The organism is Pseudomonas sp. M5 (assembly GCF_016907075.1).
Lineage (GTDB): Bacteria > Pseudomonadota > Gammaproteobacteria > Pseudomonadales > Pseudomonadaceae > Aquipseudomonas > Aquipseudomonas putida_E.
Genome location: NZ_JAFBBH010000001.1, coordinates 3,824,016 through 3,841,020 on the forward strand (window position 1 = coordinate 3,824,016; position 17,005 = coordinate 3,841,020).

Annotated in this window: 15 protein-coding genes and 2 pseudogenes; 8 read left to right on the plus strand and 9 right to left on the minus strand. The window is 59.6% G+C overall.

Annotation, left to right across the window (positions count from 1 at the left end; genetic code table 11):
* Nucleotides 1–500: 500 nt before the first annotated feature.
* A complete protein-coding gene (locus JOE27_RS17495; protein WP_204919320.1) occupies nt 501–1,898 on the minus strand; it encodes a PAAR domain-containing protein in 1,398 nt (465 codons plus the stop codon).
* A gap of 304 nt (nt 1,899–2,202) precedes the next feature.
* On the opposite strand from JOE27_RS17495, the gene ycaC reads away from it, so the two are divergent.
* The 4 genes from ycaC to JOE27_RS17515 all read left to right on the plus strand — a co-directional run bounded on the left by ycaC (nt 2,203) and on the right by JOE27_RS17515 (nt 6,519).
* Nucleotides 2,203–2,832 carry an isochorismate family cysteine hydrolase YcaC gene (gene ycaC, locus JOE27_RS17500; protein ID WP_012312166.1) on the plus strand — a complete coding sequence of 210 codons (630 nt, stop codon included), beginning with the start codon at nt 2,203–2,205 and terminating at the stop codon, nt 2,830–2,832.
* A gap of 115 nt (nt 2,833–2,947) precedes the next feature.
* Nucleotides 2,948–3,514, plus strand: coding sequence for an antibiotic biosynthesis monooxygenase (locus tag JOE27_RS17505; RefSeq protein ID WP_204919322.1), 567 nt, complete (start codon nt 2,948–2,950; stop codon nt 3,512–3,514).
* Between the two features lie 38 nt (nt 3,515–3,552).
* The gene (locus tag JOE27_RS17510; protein WP_204919324.1) at nt 3,553–4,371 is read left to right on the plus strand and encodes an alpha/beta hydrolase; all 819 of its coding nucleotides are present in this window, start codon (nt 3,553–3,555) and stop codon (nt 4,369–4,371) included.
* Between the two features lie 306 nt (nt 4,372–4,677).
* Nucleotides 4,678–6,519: an amidohydrolase gene (locus JOE27_RS17515; RefSeq protein ID WP_172655341.1), complete on the plus strand. Its 1,842-nt coding sequence runs from the start codon at nt 4,678–4,680 to the stop codon at nt 6,517–6,519.
* Nucleotides 6,520–6,670: 151 nt separating this feature from the next.
* Here the strand turns inward: JOE27_RS17515 and JOE27_RS17520 are convergent, their stop codons facing one another.
* Both JOE27_RS17520 and JOE27_RS17525 read right to left on the minus strand, forming a co-directional pair.
* Entirely contained in the window at nt 6,671–6,943 is a 273-nt protein-coding gene (locus tag JOE27_RS17520; protein WP_119688056.1) for a DUF3077 domain-containing protein, read from the minus strand.
* 4 nt (nt 6,944–6,947) lie between these two features.
* Nucleotides 6,948–7,217, minus strand: coding sequence for a hypothetical protein (locus JOE27_RS17525; RefSeq protein ID WP_039604233.1), 270 nt, complete (start codon nt 7,215–7,217; stop codon nt 6,948–6,950).
* 491 nt (nt 7,218–7,708) lie between these two features.
* Here JOE27_RS17525 and JOE27_RS17530 point away from each other — a divergent pair, with 491 nt between their 5' ends.
* Nucleotides 7,709–9,496: a monovalent cation:proton antiporter-2 (CPA2) family protein gene (locus tag JOE27_RS17530; protein ID WP_204919326.1), complete on the plus strand. Its 1,788-nt coding sequence runs from the start codon at nt 7,709–7,711 to the stop codon at nt 9,494–9,496.
* A gap of 116 nt (nt 9,497–9,612) precedes the next feature.
* Nucleotides 9,613–10,524 carry a LysR substrate-binding domain-containing protein gene (locus tag JOE27_RS17535; RefSeq protein ID WP_204919328.1) on the plus strand — a complete coding sequence of 304 codons (912 nt, stop codon included), beginning with the start codon at nt 9,613–9,615 and terminating at the stop codon, nt 10,522–10,524.
* A gap of 138 nt (nt 10,525–10,662) precedes the next feature.
* Here the strand turns inward: JOE27_RS17535 and JOE27_RS17540 are convergent, their stop codons facing one another.
* From JOE27_RS17540 to JOE27_RS17550, 3 genes are all read right to left on the minus strand, one after another.
* Nucleotides 10,663–11,970, minus strand: coding sequence for an Nramp family divalent metal transporter (locus JOE27_RS17540; protein WP_204919330.1), 1,308 nt, complete (start codon nt 11,968–11,970; stop codon nt 10,663–10,665).
* A gap of 219 nt (nt 11,971–12,189) precedes the next feature.
* A complete protein-coding gene (locus JOE27_RS17545; protein WP_204919332.1) occupies nt 12,190–12,450 on the minus strand; it encodes a DUF2790 domain-containing protein in 261 nt (86 codons plus the stop codon).
* 139 nt (nt 12,451–12,589) lie between these two features.
* A complete protein-coding gene (locus tag JOE27_RS17550; protein ID WP_119688060.1) occupies nt 12,590–14,080 on the minus strand; it encodes a YifB family Mg chelatase-like AAA ATPase in 1,491 nt (496 codons plus the stop codon).
* 130 nt (nt 14,081–14,210) lie between these two features.
* Here JOE27_RS17550 and JOE27_RS17555 point away from each other — a divergent pair, with 130 nt between their 5' ends.
* Both JOE27_RS17555 and JOE27_RS24900 read left to right on the plus strand, forming a co-directional pair.
* On the plus strand, nt 14,211–14,630 hold the full coding sequence (locus JOE27_RS17555) for a hypothetical protein (RefSeq protein ID WP_204920662.1): 420 nt from the start codon (nt 14,211–14,213) through the stop codon (nt 14,628–14,630).
* A gap of 69 nt (nt 14,631–14,699) precedes the next feature.
* Nucleotides 14,700–14,894: pseudogene (locus JOE27_RS24900) on the plus strand (IS66 family transposase); the annotation flags it as partial.
* Nucleotides 14,895–15,155: 261 nt separating this feature from the next.
* Here the strand turns inward: JOE27_RS24900 and JOE27_RS24905 are convergent.
* The 3 genes and pseudogenes from JOE27_RS24905 to JOE27_RS17570 all read right to left on the minus strand — a co-directional run.
* Nucleotides 15,156–15,317, minus strand: a pseudogene (locus tag JOE27_RS24905) (hypothetical protein); the annotation flags it as partial.
* A 593-nt stretch (nt 15,318–15,910) separates the two neighbouring features.
* Nucleotides 15,911–16,243, minus strand: a complete 333-nt coding sequence (locus JOE27_RS17565; RefSeq protein ID WP_204919336.1) for a DUF6572 domain-containing protein — start codon at nt 16,241–16,243, stop codon at nt 15,911–15,913.
* A gap of 350 nt (nt 16,244–16,593) precedes the next feature.
* Nucleotides 16,594–16,986, minus strand: coding sequence for a hypothetical protein (locus JOE27_RS17570; RefSeq protein ID WP_204919338.1), 393 nt, complete (start codon nt 16,984–16,986; stop codon nt 16,594–16,596).
* Nucleotides 16,987–17,005 lie beyond the last annotated feature (19 nt).

Sequence of the window (17,005 nt, forward strand, 5' to 3'; positions counted from 1 at the left end):
TGTGCGTAGTAATAGAGCAGGTTGAGGTGGCAGGCAATGGGGCGATCTCGATTCGAAGTGCCAGGCCGTTGACCGATCTCGACAACGGCTTGCCTTGTTCTCGATATTTTTCACTCCCGATTTATACAGGTTACAGGATGAAGCCATTTACAATCAGCCAAGTGAAGCCAACTATATTAAACCAAGCGGCGATGACCATCCTTGTTCTCAGGCCTTTGGGGAACTCTAGATAGTCCTGAGCATCTAGTGATCCTCGGCGAATTCTGGCGTTAGGGAACATGAGTTCGCTCGATATCGCGGAGACGATGAGAACTCTGGATTTTAAGCCTTGCTGTCCACATAGGCCTTTCGCAAAGGGTAGACAATCACTCCTTTGAAGTGCTGAAGTCATTACTTTGAAGTCCCGGCTGCAAGCAATATAGAGGTCTAATGAAAGCCCGATCAAGCCGAGACAGAATGGAGATGCCAGTAAAAAGAGCCTAACGTTGACGTCGAGTGTGTCAGTCATCGTGGAAAGTCTCGAAGATCAGGTCCGCAAGTTCCTCGCCATACTTCATCCCTTTAGTGCTGCCGTAGTAAGCTCCAGCTCCGGTCATGGCTATGCCGCATATGAATACGCCTTTAGGATGTCCGACTCTCCAGCAAACTTTTAAAGCAGCTCTAATTCCCGCCTGGCCTCCAGCCCAGCCCCCGGCTAAACCGCCGGAAAAATTCCCTGCCTCTGTGACTTTGACTTTTTCGCAGGCCCTGGCATCGCCCGCTCGGCATACATCGGAAATTTTCACTATCGAGCCAACACCTCCAATAGCAACGCCTATATGTCCCCCTGCCTTCAAATACTTGGAAATGTTCGCCAATTTATCCAGGTGTGTTGAATATCCGGGGATCTGGCCAGGTATCCCTGCTTTGCTCCAATGATGAACCAGACTTTTTGATGAGATGCCCAAGTCCCGACGCAGTCTTTCATAGTTGCCAAGGTTCAGGCGCTTATTCAGAACAGTCGCTTTCAGGGTCGTATCTAATTGCTTGAGGAGTTTCATACGTTCAGCGAAAAACTCACGACTGCGCAGGTGCCCGTGCTTGGCAAATTGTTGCTGATGCAATTCTTCGATCTTTCGCAAGATGTGGTTTATGTCACTCAACGACTTTGCCATCATCGCTTCGCTCACTCCGACTGAGAGGCTCACTTCACTGAGCCATCCTGCAATTTCAGCCTGATGCCGCACCATGAAATCCGCCTCTTCCGGCGTCAGGCTTGCCAACGCCTCCCGCGCCTGTTTCGCCGCGCTCATCGCATGCAGCTCTTCGCGCGTACAGACCGGTCGGCTGAGGCCGTCGCCAATGATGAATAGTTCGCCCGCTTTGAAACCCTGTTGATAGGTAGGATTCAGGCGCTCCAGGAGGGAGCGCGGCAGATTGGCCTGCGGAGCGCCGAGTTCAACCAGGACTTCCTGGTAGGTCATGCAGCGCGGGACGATGAAGAAACCTGGCTCTAAGGTATCCACCGGGGAGCTTGCAACATTTCGTCTGAAGCGAGTAGGCAGTGAATCCGCTTCATGTGGTGTTGGGCTTGCTTCAGCAGACCTGGCCACGGATGTTGGCTTGGACGGGGAGGAATCCCCCAAGGGCGCGATTACCCGGCATCCATCCGGACAACCACAGGCTACTCGAGCTCCATCCATTGCGGCCAGCCGGCCAGCAACCACGAACCCTGGCATCCCTTCCACGATGGTGCCGCTCTTGTCGCAGGCCGGACAAGGGTTAGTCACGTCGCCTTCGCGCAGTACCCGGCGACCACCAACGCGGAAGCTGCCGATGCTGGCAAGGCAGGTAGCGCCCGTCGTGGTGCGATCACCCTCCAGTGCTTGGCCTCTGCCATTCATCTTGATGCGACTCATATCCAGGTCCTAGGCAAACCTGGAAGCTAGCACCCCGCAATAGGCCTAGAGGTCACTTGAAGATGCTTTGGGAAACGTCCTACGCAAACTAGAGAAAACTCTCCGCCTTCGGCTCTCGGGAAGTCCTTCGAGAGCTTACCCGTCTTCAATGTGCCGGCAAATCCACGGCTAGATCATCGTTCTCAAAATAGAACGCTATAGCCAAAAATCACTATCTACCGCTCCAAAGGTGATGGTTTTAATCTTCTCCCATCAACGCGAAACACCCAACTTACTGAACATCAAAACCCTTAGGAGCACGACCATGACCAACTTCAAATACAACCGCCTGAACAAAGACGACGCCGCTGTTCTGCTGGTCGACCACCAGGCTGGCCTGCTGTCCCTGGTCCGTGACATCGAGCCGGATGCGTTCAAGAACAACGTGCTGGCCCTGGCTGACCTGGCCAAGTTCTTCAACCTGCCGACCATCCTCACCACCAGCTTCGAACAAGGCCCTAACGGCCCGCTGGTACCAGAACTCAAAGCACTGTTCCCGGACGCCCCGTACATCGCCCGCCCTGGCCAGATCAACGCCTGGGACAACGAAGACTTCGTCAAGGCAGTGAAGGCCACCGGCAAGAAGCAGCTGATCATCGCCGGTGTAGTGACCGAGGTGTGTGTGGCGTTCCCGGCGCTGTCGGCACTGGAAGAAGAGTTCGAGGTGTTCGTGGTGACCGATGCCTCCGGCACCTTCAATGCCATGACCCGCGACGCCGCCCACGATCGCATGAGCCAGGCTGGCGCACAGCTGATGACCTGGTTCGGCGTGGCATGTGAGCTGCATCGCGACTGGCGCAACGACGTCGAAGGCCTGGCCGCGCTGTGCTCCAACCACATCCCGGATTACCGCAACCTGATGACCAGCTACAACGCCTTCAACGCCGGCAAGTAAGCCGACCGCCCCGGGCACCGACAGCGGTGCCCGCGCAGGGCAGCACACCCATCCAATCCTCCGCCCGTCCGCCGTTGCACAGTGGATGCGGGCAAGCTCATCCCAAGGAACGCCGATGAACACCGCACTCCAAGACAACCGCAACGTGGTGACCCTGGTCATCCAGCACAAGGTCCGCGCCCAGGCGCTGGCCAGCTACGAGGCTTGGCTCAAGCATACGGTCAGCACCGCACGGCGGCAGCCGGGGCACCTGGATGTCAATGTGATCCGCCCGGACGACGGCGGGCTGCACTTCACCACCGTGGTGCGCTTCGCAGATGCCAGCCTGCTGCAGGCCTGGGTCAACTCCAGCGAGCGCCAGACGCTGGTCAACGAAGTACTGCCGCTGCTCGAAGGCGGCGACCACACCCAGGTGCACGAAGACCCGGAGTTCTGGTTCACACCGCCCAGCACTACCTCCGCGCAACCGCCGCGCTGGAAGCAGGCGCTACTGACCTACCTGGTGATCTGCCCGATGACCATGATCATCCCGCAACTGCTGGCGCCGTTTTTCGCACGCTTCCCACAACTGGGCGGGGTGATCACCGGCAACCTGATCGTCAACCTGTTCGTCATCCTGCCCGTGGTGTTTTTCATCATGCCGTGGGTAACCCGTCGCTGCGCCAACTGGCTGCGCAGCTGATCAGTTTTTGACCTCGACACTTTCAAGGAGATACCGACATGACTACGCTCGTTACCCGCGATGGCACTTCGATCTATTACAAGGACTGGGGCACCGGCAAGCCCGTGTTGTTCAGCCATGGCTGGCCGTTGGATGCCGACATGTGGGACTCGCAGATGGAGTACCTGGCTAGCCGCGGCTACCGCGCCATTGCCTTCGACCGTCGTGGTTTCGGCCGTTCGAGCCAGCCGTGGAACGGTTATGACTACGACACGTTCGCTGACGACATCGCCCAGCTGATCGAGCACCTCGACCTGCGCGACGTGACCCTGGTGGGCTTCTCCATGGGTGGCGGCGACGTCAGCCGCTACATTGCCCGCCACGGCAGCGAACGCGTTGCCGGCTTGGTGCTGCTGGGCGCGGTGACGCCGGTGTTCGGCAAGCGTGACGACAACCCGGACGGTGTCGATACCTCGGTATTTGACGGCATCAAGGCTGGACTGCGGGCGGATCGGGCGCAGTTCATCGCCGATTTCGCCACGCCGTTCTATGGGCTGAACCATGGGCAGCAGGTGTCTCAGGGTGTGCAGACGCAGACCCTGAACATTGCCCTGATGGCTTCGATCAAGGGCACGCTGGATTGTGTGAGTGCGTTCTCCGAAACCGACTTCCGCCCGGACATGGCCAAGATCGATGTGCCGACCTTGGTGATCCACGGTGACGACGATCAGATCGTACCGTTCGAGACCACCGGCAAGCGGGCTGCGGAGTTGATTCTCGGGGCTGAGCTGAAGGTGTACAGCGGGGCGCCGCACGGGTTTGCAGTGACCCATGCGCAGCAGCTCAATGAAGACCTGTTGGCGTTCCTGAGCCGCTGAATAAGCGGGGGCCGCGTTGCGGCCCATCGCCGGCCCCGGCAGCACAAAATGTGAACAGGGCTAACCTTCATCAACCCACCGCACACCCCTGCAATCCCTGGCCAGGCTTGAACCGGCATGCTCCGCAGTTGCCCCAGCCACCGCCGCACCCAGACGGAGAAGAAGATGTCCCAGGACCCCAACGACAAGACCCGTCGCCAGTTCCTCGCCACCAGTACCGTGCTCGGTGCCGCCGGCGCGCTCTGGTCCGCATTGCCCTTCACCGGCGCCGCCGGCTCCGCCCACGCATCCATCCAAGGAGGTTCCATGACCGCCGACCTGATCCTGTTCAACGGCAAGTTGCATACAGTGGACCGTGAAAAGCCCACAGCCACCGCCGTAGCCATCAAGGATGGCCGCTTCATTGCCGTGGGCAACGACGCCGAGGCCATGGCCCACAAGGGTGCTGCCACGCAGATCATCGACCTGAAGCAGCGCACGGTTATCCCGGGCCTGAACGACTCGCACCTGCACCTGATCCGCGGCGGCCTGAACTACAACCTTGAACTGCGCTGGGAAGGTGTGCCGTCGGTGGCAGATGCCCTGCGCATGCTCAAGGACCAGGCGGCGCGTACGCCAACCCCGCAATGGGTGCGCGTGGTCGGTGGCTGGAACGAATTCCAGTTCGCCGAAAAACGCATGCCCACCCTGGAAGAAATCAACCAGGCTGCGCCCGATACCCCGGTGTTCCTGCTGCACCTGTACGACCGCGCACTGCTCAACCGCGCCGCGCTCAAGGCCGTGGGCTACAGCAAGGACACGCCAAACCCGCCGGGCGGTGAAATTCAGCGCGACAAGTTCGGCAACCCGACCGGCATGCTCATCGCCCGCCCCAACGCGATGATCCTTTACGCAACCTTGGCCAAAGGGCCGAAGCTGCCGCTGGAATACCAGGTCAACTCGACCCGCCAGTTCATGCGTGAGCTCAACCGCCTGGGCCTGACCAGCGCCATTGACGCAGGTGGCGGCTACCAGAACTTCCCTGACGACTACTCGGTGATTCAGGAGCTGGCCGACAATAACCAGCTGACCGTGCGCATCGCCTACAACCTGTTCACCCAAAAGCCCAAGGAAGAGCTGGACGACTTCAGGAAGTGGACCTCCAGCGTCAAGCTGCACAGCGGCACCGACTTCCTGCGCCATAACGGCGCCGGTGAGATGCTGGTGTTCTCCGCAGCCGACTTCGAGGACTTCCTCGAACCGCGGCCGGACCTGCCGCAAACCATGGAAGAAGAGCTGGAACCGGTGGTGCGCCACCTGGTCGAGCAGCGCTGGCCGTTCCGCCTGCACGCTACGTACAACGAATCGATCACGCGCATGCTCGACGTGTTCGAGAAGGTCAACCGCGACATCCCTTTCAACGGGCTGCCATGGTTCTTCGACCACGCGGAGACCATTACCCCGCAGAACATCGAGCGCGTGCGTGCGTTGGGCGGTGGTATAGCCATCCAGGACCGAATGGCCTTCCAGGGTGAGTACTTCGTCGATCGCTATGGTGCGAAAGCCGCCGAGCAGACCCCGCCGATCAAGCGCATGCTCGAAATGGGTGTGCCTGTGGGCGCCGGTACCGACGCCACCCGGGTCTCCAGCTACAACCCGTGGACTTCGCTGTACTGGTTGGTCAGCGGCAAGACCGTAGGCGGTATGGAGCTGTACCCGGAAGGCCTGAGCCGCGACACCGCACTGCAACTGTTCACCCAGGGCAGCGCCTGGTTCTCCAGCGAGCAGGGCAAGAAAGGCCAGATCAAGGTTGGCCAGCTGGCGGACCTGGCGGCGCTGTCGCTGGACTTCTTCAGCGTTGATGAAGAGGCGATCAAGGGCATCGAGTCGGTACTGACTATCGTCGACGGCAAGGTGGTGTACGGCGCTGGCGAATTCGACAGGCTTGGCCCGCCACAGGTGCCGGTGCTGCCGGAGTGGTCGCCGGTGGCCAAGGTGCCGGGGCACTGGCGCGTGGGTACGCCATCACTGGCTGCAGCGGTGCACCAGTGCAGCGGGCCTTGCGGGGTGCATGCGCACAGCCATGAAAAGGCGCGGCATTCGAGTGTGCCGGTGAATGACTTCCAGGGCTTCTGGGGAGCCTTGGGATGTTCGTGCTTTGCGTTTTGAGCTGATGTAAGGAAGCGACTCTCTGCGGTAATGCCAGTCAGTTAGTTATCAGGGCTGCTACGCAGCCCATCGCCGGCAAGCCGACTCCCACAGGGCCTGGCTTGCCGGCGATGGGCCGCAAAGCGGCCCCCAATCGCTTACCTGACGGGTATCAACGCTGTCTGTTCTTGGCGATCTCGATATCGTCCATCAGCGCTTTGGCCAACAGGCTCAGATAGTCGGCTGCTGCCAGCAGCTTGTGGTCATCCTCCATGTCGCCTTCACGCACCAGGTGCTTGATGTAGCTGAGCAGCACGGACACCTGTTCGTAGGCATCGTCTATGGGAATGCCGGGCTGCACACGCAGCAGATCGACCGGAGGGTTACCCACATCGAGGAAGGTCGCCACGCCAACGGTGGTCAGGACCTTGGGTTCGTCTGCCATGGCTTCACTCCTCGGTCCGTTGGCCAAACAGCCGAGCGTGCACGTGCTCGACCAGCGAATGGGCGATCTCGCTGGCATGCATGGCATTGCTCAGCATGTTCAGGCCAGGTTCGCCTGCGCGGGCGCGGCAGTGTTCGTCGATGGTTTCGATGACGCCGCGCAACAGCTCGCTGGCGTGGGCCAGGGCGTCGGGCGGGTACATGTCGGACTGGACGGTGAAGAATGGGGTAGTGACGGGTTTACGGCTGGGTGGATCAGGAACAATCTTCTTCATGATGTAATTCCATTTCTCAAGAAAGGGAACTACCACTCGAATCTTTCTCACAGATTGTGGGTGGCAGCCATACGTGGGGTGAGAAAACCGAGGAGAAATTGGCAAAAACTCGGCCGGGCGAGAGCCCGCCCACGTACGGCCACCATAGTGGTGCTGCCAAAAATCTACCTTTCAGGTTCTCACACCCGGTCGCCTGAGCGACCCGAAAACGTTATCCCTGAGGCATTTCCCCGACAACAGCGATACTTCAGCAGCGCTCGTAGGATAATTCCCAAGCAGGTCGATGCTGAAGCATTTGGTTTCAGGTTCAGAAATGTCTTACGGCTATTGGTCCTTTCACGGGAAATCTCGCCACGAGGTCGGCCCAGACTGTCACATCAAACGGGACAATGTTTCTTGCCGCAGGCAGATTGTCTGAACCACCCGCAATCCCCAGAATTGCCCGCCACACTGTTCTAACGCTGCCCCGGCAGCTCATGGAGTTCGAGCCAATGCCACACGAAGGCAGCCTTCTGCAAACCGCGGTGATCTTCTTGCTCGCCGCCGTCCTCGCCGTCCCCCTGGCCAAACGCCTGCAACTTGGCGCCGTTATCGGCTACCTGCTGGCTGGCGTAGCCATCGGCCCACAGGCCCTGGGCCTGATCCGCGACACCGAAAGCGTGGCGCACATTTCCGAACTGGGCGTGGTCTTGCTGTTGTTCATCATCGGCCTGGAACTGTCGCCCAAGCGCCTTTGGCTGATGCGTAAGTCAGTGTTCGGCGTCGGTACTGCACAGGTGCTGCTGACCGGCGCACTCATCGGCGCCATCGCCCTGTTCGGCTTCGGCCAGTCACTCTCTGCCGCCATCGTGGTAGGCCTTGGCCTGGCCCTGTCGTCCACCGCATTGGGCCTGCAGAGCCTGGCCGAGAGCAAGCAGCTCAACGCCCCGCATGGCCGCCTGGCATTCGCCATCTTGCTGTTCCAGGACATCGCCGCGATCCCGCTGATTGCCCTGGTGCCACTGCTGGCCGCCAGCGGCCAGGACACCAGCCACGGTGACAGCCTGCAAAATGGCCTGAACGTCTTCGCCAGCATCGCTGTGGTGGTCGTAGGCGGGCGCTACCTACTGCGCCCGGTGTTCCGCATCGTGGCCCGCACCGGCCTACCGGAAGTGTCCACCGCCACCGCGCTGCTGGTAGTGATCGGCACCGCCTGGCTGATGGAGGAAGCCGGCATTTCCATGGCCCTGGGCGCCTTCCTCGCGGGCCTGCTGCTGGCCGACTCGGAATACCGGCATGAGCTGGAATCGCAGATCGAACCGTTCAAAGGCCTGCTGCTGGGGCTGTTTTTCATGAGTGTCGGCATGGGCGCAAACCTGAGCCTGCTGCTGGAAATGCCGCTCGTTCTGCTGGGCCTGACCCTGTTGTTGGTGACGGTCAAACTGGTGCTGCTGATCGGCGTCGGCCGCCTGGCCGGAGGCCTGAACAGCGCCAGCGCACTGCGCCTGGGGATGGTGCTGGCCGCCGGTGGTGAGTTCGCCTTCGTGGTGTTCAAGCTGGGCAAGGACCAGGGCCTGTTCGACACTCAGACCTACGACCTGCTGCTGATGACCATCACCCTGTCGATGGCCATCACCCCGCTGCTGATGCTCGGCTGCGCCCGCGCCCTCAAGCGCACGCAACCTGCACGCGAAGTACCCGAGCAATACAAGGCCATCGATGCCGGTACCCCGCGTGTGGTGATCGTCGGCATGGGCCGCATGGGGCAAATCGTCTCGCGTATCCTGCGGGCGCAGAAAATCCCCTTCGTCGCCCTGGAAACCTCGGTGGACGCCATCGAGATGACCCGCATGTTCGAACAGGCCCCGGTGTTCTACGGCGACCCACAGCGCCCCGAGGTGCTGCATGCAGCCAAGGTCGGCGAAGCGGAGTATTTCGTCATCACCACCGACGACCCGGAAGTGACCACACGCACGGCAGAGCGGGTCAAACGCCTGTACCCACACCTTAAGGTACTGGCACGCGCGCGTAACCGGCAGCATGTGCACAAACTGGTAGACGTGGGCGCAGAGCCAATTCGCGAGACGTTCTATTCGAGCCTGGAAATGACCCGCCGGGCGCTGGTCGGGTTGGGGCTGAGCAGTGAACAGGCGGCGGACCGCATCGAGCGGTTTGCCCAGCATGACGAGGAAGTGCTGGAGGCGCAGGGGCAGGTGCGTGATGACCGGGCCAAGGTGATGCAGACGGCCAAGGAAGCGCGGGTGGAGTTGGAGCGATTGTTTGATTCGGATGCGGATTAAGCTTCAGGCAAATTTCCGGATTGGCCAGCCTGTTCTCAAGGGCAACTGATTTCGCGCTCCGGCAAAAGCGATAGACTGCGAAAATTGCCCTTAGCGTTCCGCCTGGAGAACGATCATTGGAAGACCTCAACTCCCTCTACTACTTCACCCAAGTGGTCGAGCACGGCGGCTTCGCCCCGGCCGGGCGGGCGCTGGACATGCCCAAGTCGAAACTCAGCCGCCGCATCGCCGACCTTGAGGACCGCCTGGGCGTGCGCCTGCTGCACCGCACCAGCCGGCACTGTTCGCTCACCGAGATCGGCCAGGCCTACTACAACCGTTGCCTGGCCATGCGCGTAGAGGCCGAGGGCGCGGCAGAAATCATCGAGCGCAACCGCAGCGAACCGCGCGGGCTGGTGCGCATCAGCTGCCCGACTACCCTGCTCAACTCCTGGGTCGGGCCAATGCTCACCCGCTACATGCTCAAGTATCCGCAGGTAGAGCTGTTCATCGAGAGCACCAACCGCCGCGTCGACCTGCTGCACGAAGGCTTCGACGTGGCGCTGCGCGTGCGCTTCCCGCCGCTGGAAAACACCGACATGGTGATGAAAGTACTGAGCAACAGCACCCAGTGCCTGGTGGGGCACCCGCAGTATCTGGAGCACTTGCCCAAGGGCTTCGACCCGCAGTTGCTCGGGACGCTGCCCAGCGTGCATTGGGGGAGCGCCCAGCGCGAGTACCAGTGGGAGCTGTTCCAGGGCGAGGACATGAGCCGCAGCATCGTGATCCCGCACACACCGCGCATGGTCACCGATGACCTGTTTGCCCTGCGCCATTTCGTGGTGGCCGGAGTTGGTATTGCGCACTTGCCACGGGTGGCGGTGCGCGAAGACCTGGCCGAAGGCCGTTTGGTGGAGCTGTTGCCGCAGTGGCACCCCCGCTGCGGCATCGTGCATGCCATCTTTCCTTCGCGGCGTGGGTTGCTGCCGTCGGTGCGGTCGCTGATCGATCACCTGGCGAAGGAATTCGAGTCCAGCGACATGGCCTAGACCAGTAGCAGCGTCTTCACCGTCCAGTCCGACAGCCTATTGGCCAGAGCGCTGATGGACGATATCGAGATCGCTAAAAACAGACAGCGTTAACCTTCAGTGCACCATCGCCGGCCCGCCAGCGATGGTGCAAGGGGCTCAGCCCAGGCCGAGCAGATCCACACCCAACTGGAAGGCCACCCACAACGCCAGCCCGGTCGCGAATGCCAGCGCGATGTTTTCGAACAGGTTGTTGCGGTATTCCTTGCTGAGCAGCGACTTTTGGTTGGACATGATCAGCAGGCCCAGCGAAATGACGGGCAAGCCGATGATGTTCAACGCACTGACGCCAATGGTCAGGGTCACGAAGTCGGGCATGCCCGGGATCGACCAGATCAGCGGCGTGACCAGAATGAACAGCATGAACCACTTGTGCATCGGGTCTTTGTGGAACTCTTTGCCGTAACGCTCGCGCCGCTGCGGCTGTACATGCTGGAAGGCATCGGTAATCAGCATCGGGAAGGCCGTGGTCTTGCCGGAGATGCTGGCAAACAGCGTAGCGAACACGCCGATGAAGAAGATGTACCAGCCGATCGGGCCGAAGAAGATTTCCAGCGCCTTGCCAAGGTCGCCGAGGGTTTTCACTTCGATGCCGTTTGGCCGCAGGATTTCCGCGCCGACGATCCAGATGGCCAGGTTGATGACGATACCGACGAACACCGCGAACAGCAGGTCGTTGCGCTGGATGCGTTTGTGTTGCGGGCCTACCCAGCCCTTCTGGCGCATCACGTACGGGTGCACGAAGTTGGCCACCGAGCCTGCCACCGCGCCGATCACCGAGACCGCCACCAGCAGCGCCCCGTGCACGCCTTCGTCAGCCGGGATGCTGAAGCCGATCGTACCTTTGACGATACCGGCCATATCCGGGCCAGACATCACGGCCAGTGCCAGAAACGCCAGCGTCATCACGGCGAGCAGGACCTTCATTACGCCTTCGATCATTGCGTAGATGTTGCGCCCGACCAGCATCCACACAGCCAGCACTACAGCCATCGAGCACAGCAGCGGGTAGTCGATGCGCAACAGCATCGCCAAGGCTTCGCCGGCGCCCTTGATCATGTAGGCGTTCATCAGGTGGCCCATCAGCAGTGCATAGGCCAGCATGAACCAGGCAAATACGGGGTGCAGTTGCGCATACCCCTGAAGGATGGTCATGCCTTGGTTATTGCACAGCTGGAAGCGGGCGATGATGTTGACGATCAGGTATCTGAGCAGCAGCGAAACGGCCAGTACCCACATCATGGCGTAACCGTAGTTGGCGCCGGCTACGGATGAGGTTATCAGATCACCTGCGCCAAGCCAGGACAACACTGCGATGATACCTGGGCCCAGCAGTTTGATCAGCCGTGTTACACGGCCTTGAGAGGGTGTGGCAGCACTGCCCTCGGCCGAATGAATGCTCGACATGGGGATGTCTCCGATTATTGTTCTTGTTAAACGAGCGCAGTCGAACACAATAGATAGGATGTCGTACAACTACATTTTGTTTTCAAATGTTTCTAAGTATTACAGATTTTAGGTGATGCCTTGTTACTACTGGTGTCGCGAGCAGATGCCTCGAAAGTGCCAGTATCCTGCAAATGAAAAAGGCCGTTTGCACGGCCTTCTTCGAACTCGCATGGGCATTTAGTTCTGGTTGCCTTGAGCGTCGTCTGGTTGGTAGTAGCGAATGCTCCGAACCTGGCCAGTGCTGTCCCGGTAGGTCATGGTCGCGGTGCTTGCCTGGCCTTGGATTTTGGCCGAGGGGGCGAGGCTGATCACTTCGGCGATGTCCAGGTTCATGCCGTAGTGGTAGGTCGTCGCTTCGGTGGACTGGGCAAAGGCGCCGGCGCTGGTGCCCAGTGCAAGGGTAGCGAGGGTGAGTGCGAAAACGGTGCGAAGGGTCATGGTCGTTCTCCAGATTCAGTAAGGGGTGGCGACGATTGCTTGCTGTCTGGAATTAATGTTGCGCGCAATTAGTTAGCGCGCAAAATATATTGCTGCTATGGGCAGCATTGAGTGCGCATATGAGGTGCAGGCCGCAGGGCTAATGACTTCCGGGCCGATACTGCAGGGCTTCGGCCAGATGCGCCCTGGCAATCGTGCTGGCCCCCTCCAGGTCGGCCAGCGTGCGCGCTACCTTCAACAGCCTGTGTGCGGCGCGAAGGGAAAGCGTCAGGCGCTCGCAGGCACTCTCCAGCCAGGCCTGGTCGGCAGCGCACAATTCACAGTGCCGGCGCAGCCCCTCGAGGTCCAGAAACGCATTGGCACAGCCTTGCCGCCGGTGCTGCACCTCGCGCGCCTCGGCCACCCGGGCCGCCACATCGGCACTTGTCTCGCCGCAAGGTTGATTGTTGAGCGTGGTGGTTTCGCGCGCCACGGTCAGGTGCAGGTCGATGCGGTCCAGCAGCGGGCCGGAAAGCTTGTTGCGGTAGCGCTGGATCTGTTCGGTGCTGCAGCGGCAGCGGCCCGTGGGGTCGCCCAGGTAACCGCAAGGGCAGGGGTTCATGGCCGCCACCAATTGGAAGCGCGCCGGAAAGCGTACTTTGTCCCGTGCCCGGGCAATCACGATCTCGCCAGACTCCAGCGGCTCGCGAAGCACCTCAAGTACACGGCGCTCGAACTCCGGAAGCTCATCCAGAAACAGTACCCCATGGTGCGCCAGGGTGATTTCACCGGGTTGTGGCCGGCTGCTTCCGCCTACCAGCGCGGGCCCGGACGCTGAGTGGTGCGGATGGCGAAACGGCCGTTGCGGCCAGCTATCAAGCGGTTTGTGCCCGCTTACCGACTGGATGGCTGCCACTTCCAGCGCTTCATGCTCATCCAGCGGCGGCAGCAGGCCGGGCAGGCGGCTGGCCAGTAGTGTCTTGCCCGTGCCGGGCGGCCCCGTGAACAGCAGGTTATGCGCACCTGAAGCCGCCAGCAGCAAGGCACGCTTGGCGGCCACCTGGCCCTGCACCTCGCTGAGGTCGGGGTAAGGGCGGCTGTGCAGCAATAGACCGTTGGCGGCAAAGGGAGGCAGCGGCACCTGGCCGTTGAGGTGCGCGACCAGTTCCAGCAGGTGCCCCACGGCGTACACCACCAGCCCACCCGCCAGGCTCGCCTCTTCGGCGTTTTCCCGCGGTACCACCAGCGCCCGGCCAGCCTCGCGCGCCGCCAGTGCGGCAGGCAGCACGCCCTGCACCGGGCGCAGCTTGCCCGAAAGCGCCAGCTCGCCCAGGCATTCGATGTCGGCCAATGTTGCCACCGGCACCTGGCCGTCAGCGGCAAGGATGCCCAGGGCGATGGCCAGGTCGTAGCGCCCGCCATCCTTGGGCAGGTCTGCCGGTGCCAGGTTTTGGGTGATGCGCCTTTGCGGGTAGTTCAGCCCGGAGTTGACGATGGCGCTGCGCACCCTGTCCTTGCTTTCCTTGACGGTGGTTTCGGGCAGGCCGACCAGGGTGAGGTGGGGCAGGCCGTTGGCCAGGTGGGTTTCGACGCTGACAGCAGGTGCCTGCACGCCAACCTGGGCGCGGCTGTGGACGAGGGCTAGGGACATGGACGCTCCGTTGTCGCGAATGGGGGGCCGCTTCCTGCGGCTGGCTCAAGCATAGTGAGTGGCCTCATGGCCCTGTAGAAAAAAGTGCTTCCATGTCTTTCTGCAGCGCGGTGAAGACGGAGAAATCTTTTTGACACTCGTATTACCCATCCCTAGTCGCGCTGGCCTGGCATTGGTCGTCGACGGCGAGCTGCTCAACCAGGCCGGCGTACGGCTTGCCTCTGGCCGCACGCGTAAACGCTGTAAATGGTTCCTTGCCGCCAAGGGCTACGCCGCTACTACGACCATATTGAATGCAACCCGTCATCCCGCTGCGCTCCATGAAGCCCACATTCCAAGCGACTACCTGAAGCCCGATGCTGCGCTCCCGATTTCTTTCTGGAGCCAGTCCGCCATGATGCGTCCCGACAGCAAAGTCGAAAAGGTTTACCTTTATCCCACCGACGAAGCCATCGTCCTGACCGTCCAGGAACTTAACTGTTTACTCGACGGCTTCGACCTCTGGCGCAACCGTCCACATCAGGTTCTGACACCCTGTTTCGTTGCCTGACCCGGTATAATCCGGGGCATGATTTCCTTGCCCGACAACCTTTCAGACGATCCCGTACTACTCAAGTAGATGTTGCTTGAGGCCTACGAAGCACGCTTGCGCGAGCAGGAAGTCAACGAAGCCTATGCCACCCAAATCGTCGACCTGTAAGAACAGATCAAGCTGCTGCGGGATCGGTTGTTCAACCGCAAATCCGAGCAGACGGTCGATCCCAATACGCCGCAACTGGCAATGTTCAACGAGCCGGAAAGCGAGCCGTTGCTGGCCGTGGTTGAACGCCGTGATGAGATGGGGAATTTGAGTGCCTTTGTACCCAATAAAAAACGCTCCGCCTTGGTCAGCTTCCCTGTCCGGCTCATCGTTGCGGCCGCAAAGCCGGTTGGCAATAGCTATGATGGGGGGAAGGGAACGGTAGTTGCGGGTAAGCTTGTACTCTTGCACTCCCGGGCGGTCGGCGTAGGTTTTCAGAAACATGCCATCGGCGCCGGCGAAAGCGAAGATGCCTTGGTTAGCGTCACCGATCAATGAAACCTGGGCGCCCGCATTGATCAGCTGCTCAAGGATTGCCTGATGCATTGACCCCAGGTCCTGCGATTCATCTACCAGAATCTGGGGGTAGCGAGTGACGAGCGCTCGCAGAATTGCAGGTTGTTGAATCAACGTTCGATAGACCCAATAGCGCCCCAACTCATGGGTATACGCGCCAGTACGCCCTAGCTTCTCTATAAGCGCTCTGGCCTTCCCGCGGTCAAGCTTTTCGACGCCAGCATGTGTTTCGATGAAAAAACTGCTTTTCCAGCCTCTACGCCCACTTGCAGATCTTTCAGCGGGATAGGGCGCTCCTTATCTTGCTCATTCCTCCAGTATTGGAAATTGTTTAAGAAGGGTTCTGATCCTGACACGAGATAGGCGGCTTGCTTGGCGCCCATGGAGCGGAAAGCATGGGGCCGTAGAACATGCTGGGTGGAGAAGCCATCCAATGTGTCCACTTCTAAGGCGTTGCTCGAAGCGCTCAAAACGTGAAATGGCCTGCTGAGCCGCCAGTTAGGGGGCCCCAAAGTCTCCACGACGGATTCATACCGGCCAGATGCACCCTTGCGAGGCCAACTGAGCTAATCCAGGCAATTTCCTGCCAGTTTTGCAAGCGTCCCTAGATAGCCACGACCTTCAACGCATTCCGCGAGTTTTCACCCAGCCTGGACCCATAGCGGACATTGCGAGTTACGCAAAAAGGCAGCTGGTACAGACGACTACTGCGATCGGGACAGGTAGCGCCTTAGCTACCCACCTTCGAAGAGCCTGAAGGTGAACTTGTATCCATCTTCATCGAGCTTTTTAACTACTTGATTTAAAAATTTCTCCCCGTCTAGGTCAGGCATGTATTTCCCCACTACCTCAATCGCGAGTTTCATACCCTGAAGGTCAGGTCTCGCCTCCAGCAAAGTACCCTCCTCGATGAAATTCAGATATTCATTAATTTTATTTTGCAGTAGTAGTCGGTGGTCGGACTGCTTCGTCGACCATTCTAGGTGGTCAGTAATGATCAGGCGCGCAGTCTTTTGATCTGCGGAAATTGAAATCATATCAACAACGCCGCTTTGTTCAATTGTCATCCTCTCCACCTCCGCACTTTGGCCTTCCACAACGGGTCAAATTTATTTTCTGCCCAACAGCAATTTCAGTAGGAGTGGCTTACCCGCGAACTCCGGCACAGTCGGTGCCATCCACCGCAGCGCCTGCTTCGCGGACAAACCCGCTCCCTTAGAGTGCGCGACTTGCCCACAGAACCAGTTTTTTTGCGCCTGCCATGTGTCGAAAGCTGCCGGTGTTCAGTGAGTGCAGCTGTAAATGCCGTGCGTTGTACTCATCCGTTTGCCAGGGCACTGTACTGGAAACGTACCTGCCCCTGCAGCAACATTCGTTTTGCCCGTAGCAGATGTATCGGCTGCCGCTTTTGCACCGACTAAACGACTATCACGTCACCAGAGTCTAGATAAATCGAATAGGACTCATAGTCGCCACCGCAATCAGCCTCAATTACAATTTTGTCGCCTGAATCAAATGAAATCTGAAGTGAAGACCCCTCAACCTCCTCAACAAGCACAACATCTTTCAACAAAAGATCTAACAACGGTGCGCTGGTAGATGAGTCTGTAAAGTCTCTCCTCCCTGATATATCACCAACCTGATAAGTTAAGCCTGCCTCAACACAAATAGAAACCTTATATGGAGGGACACCAGGAGCAATTTGCGGTCGTGAAAAATCCAGCCTTGTGAGGTGCGCACCATAACAAACCATTTCCAAATAACACTCGGAAAGCAGCATAAAATCAAAATCACCTGGCAATTTGTACATGTGCCCCCCTAATTAATCC

Bases quoted from the DNA above. Each gene is read 5' to 3' on its own strand.
- JOE27_RS17495 (WP_204919320.1), bottom strand. From the start codon at position 1,898: ATGAGTCGCATCAAGATGAATGGCAGAGGCCAAGCACTGGAGGGTGAT.
- ycaC (WP_012312166.1), top strand. From the start codon at position 2,203: ATGACCAACTTCAAATACAACCGCCTGAACAAAGACGACGCCGCTGTT.
- JOE27_RS17505 (WP_204919322.1), top strand. From the start codon at position 2,948: ATGAACACCGCACTCCAAGACAACCGCAACGTGGTGACCCTGGTCATC.
- JOE27_RS17510 (WP_204919324.1), top strand. From the start codon at position 3,553: ATGACTACGCTCGTTACCCGCGATGGCACTTCGATCTATTACAAGGAC.
- JOE27_RS17515 (WP_172655341.1), top strand. From the start codon at position 4,678: ATGACCGCCGACCTGATCCTGTTCAACGGCAAGTTGCATACAGTGGAC.
- JOE27_RS17520 (WP_119688056.1), bottom strand. From the start codon at position 6,943: ATGGCAGACGAACCCAAGGTCCTGACCACCGTTGGCGTGGCGACCTTC.
- JOE27_RS17525 (WP_039604233.1), bottom strand. From the start codon at position 7,217: ATGAAGAAGATTGTTCCTGATCCACCCAGCCGTAAACCCGTCACTACC.
- JOE27_RS17530 (WP_204919326.1), top strand. From the start codon at position 7,709: ATGCCACACGAAGGCAGCCTTCTGCAAACCGCGGTGATCTTCTTGCTC.
- JOE27_RS17540 (WP_204919330.1), bottom strand. From the start codon at position 11,970: ATGTCGAGCATTCATTCGGCCGAGGGCAGTGCTGCCACACCCTCTCAA.
- JOE27_RS17545 (WP_204919332.1), bottom strand. From the start codon at position 12,450: ATGACCCTTCGCACCGTTTTCGCACTCACCCTCGCTACCCTTGCACTG.
- JOE27_RS17550 (WP_119688060.1), bottom strand. From the start codon at position 14,080: ATGTCCCTAGCCCTCGTCCACAGCCGCGCCCAGGTTGGCGTGCAGGCA.
- JOE27_RS17565 (WP_204919336.1), bottom strand. From the start codon at position 16,243: ATGACAATTGAACAAAGCGGCGTTGTTGATATGATTTCAATTTCCGCA.
- JOE27_RS17570 (WP_204919338.1), bottom strand. From the start codon at position 16,986: ATGTACAAATTGCCAGGTGATTTTGATTTTATGCTGCTTTCCGAGTGT.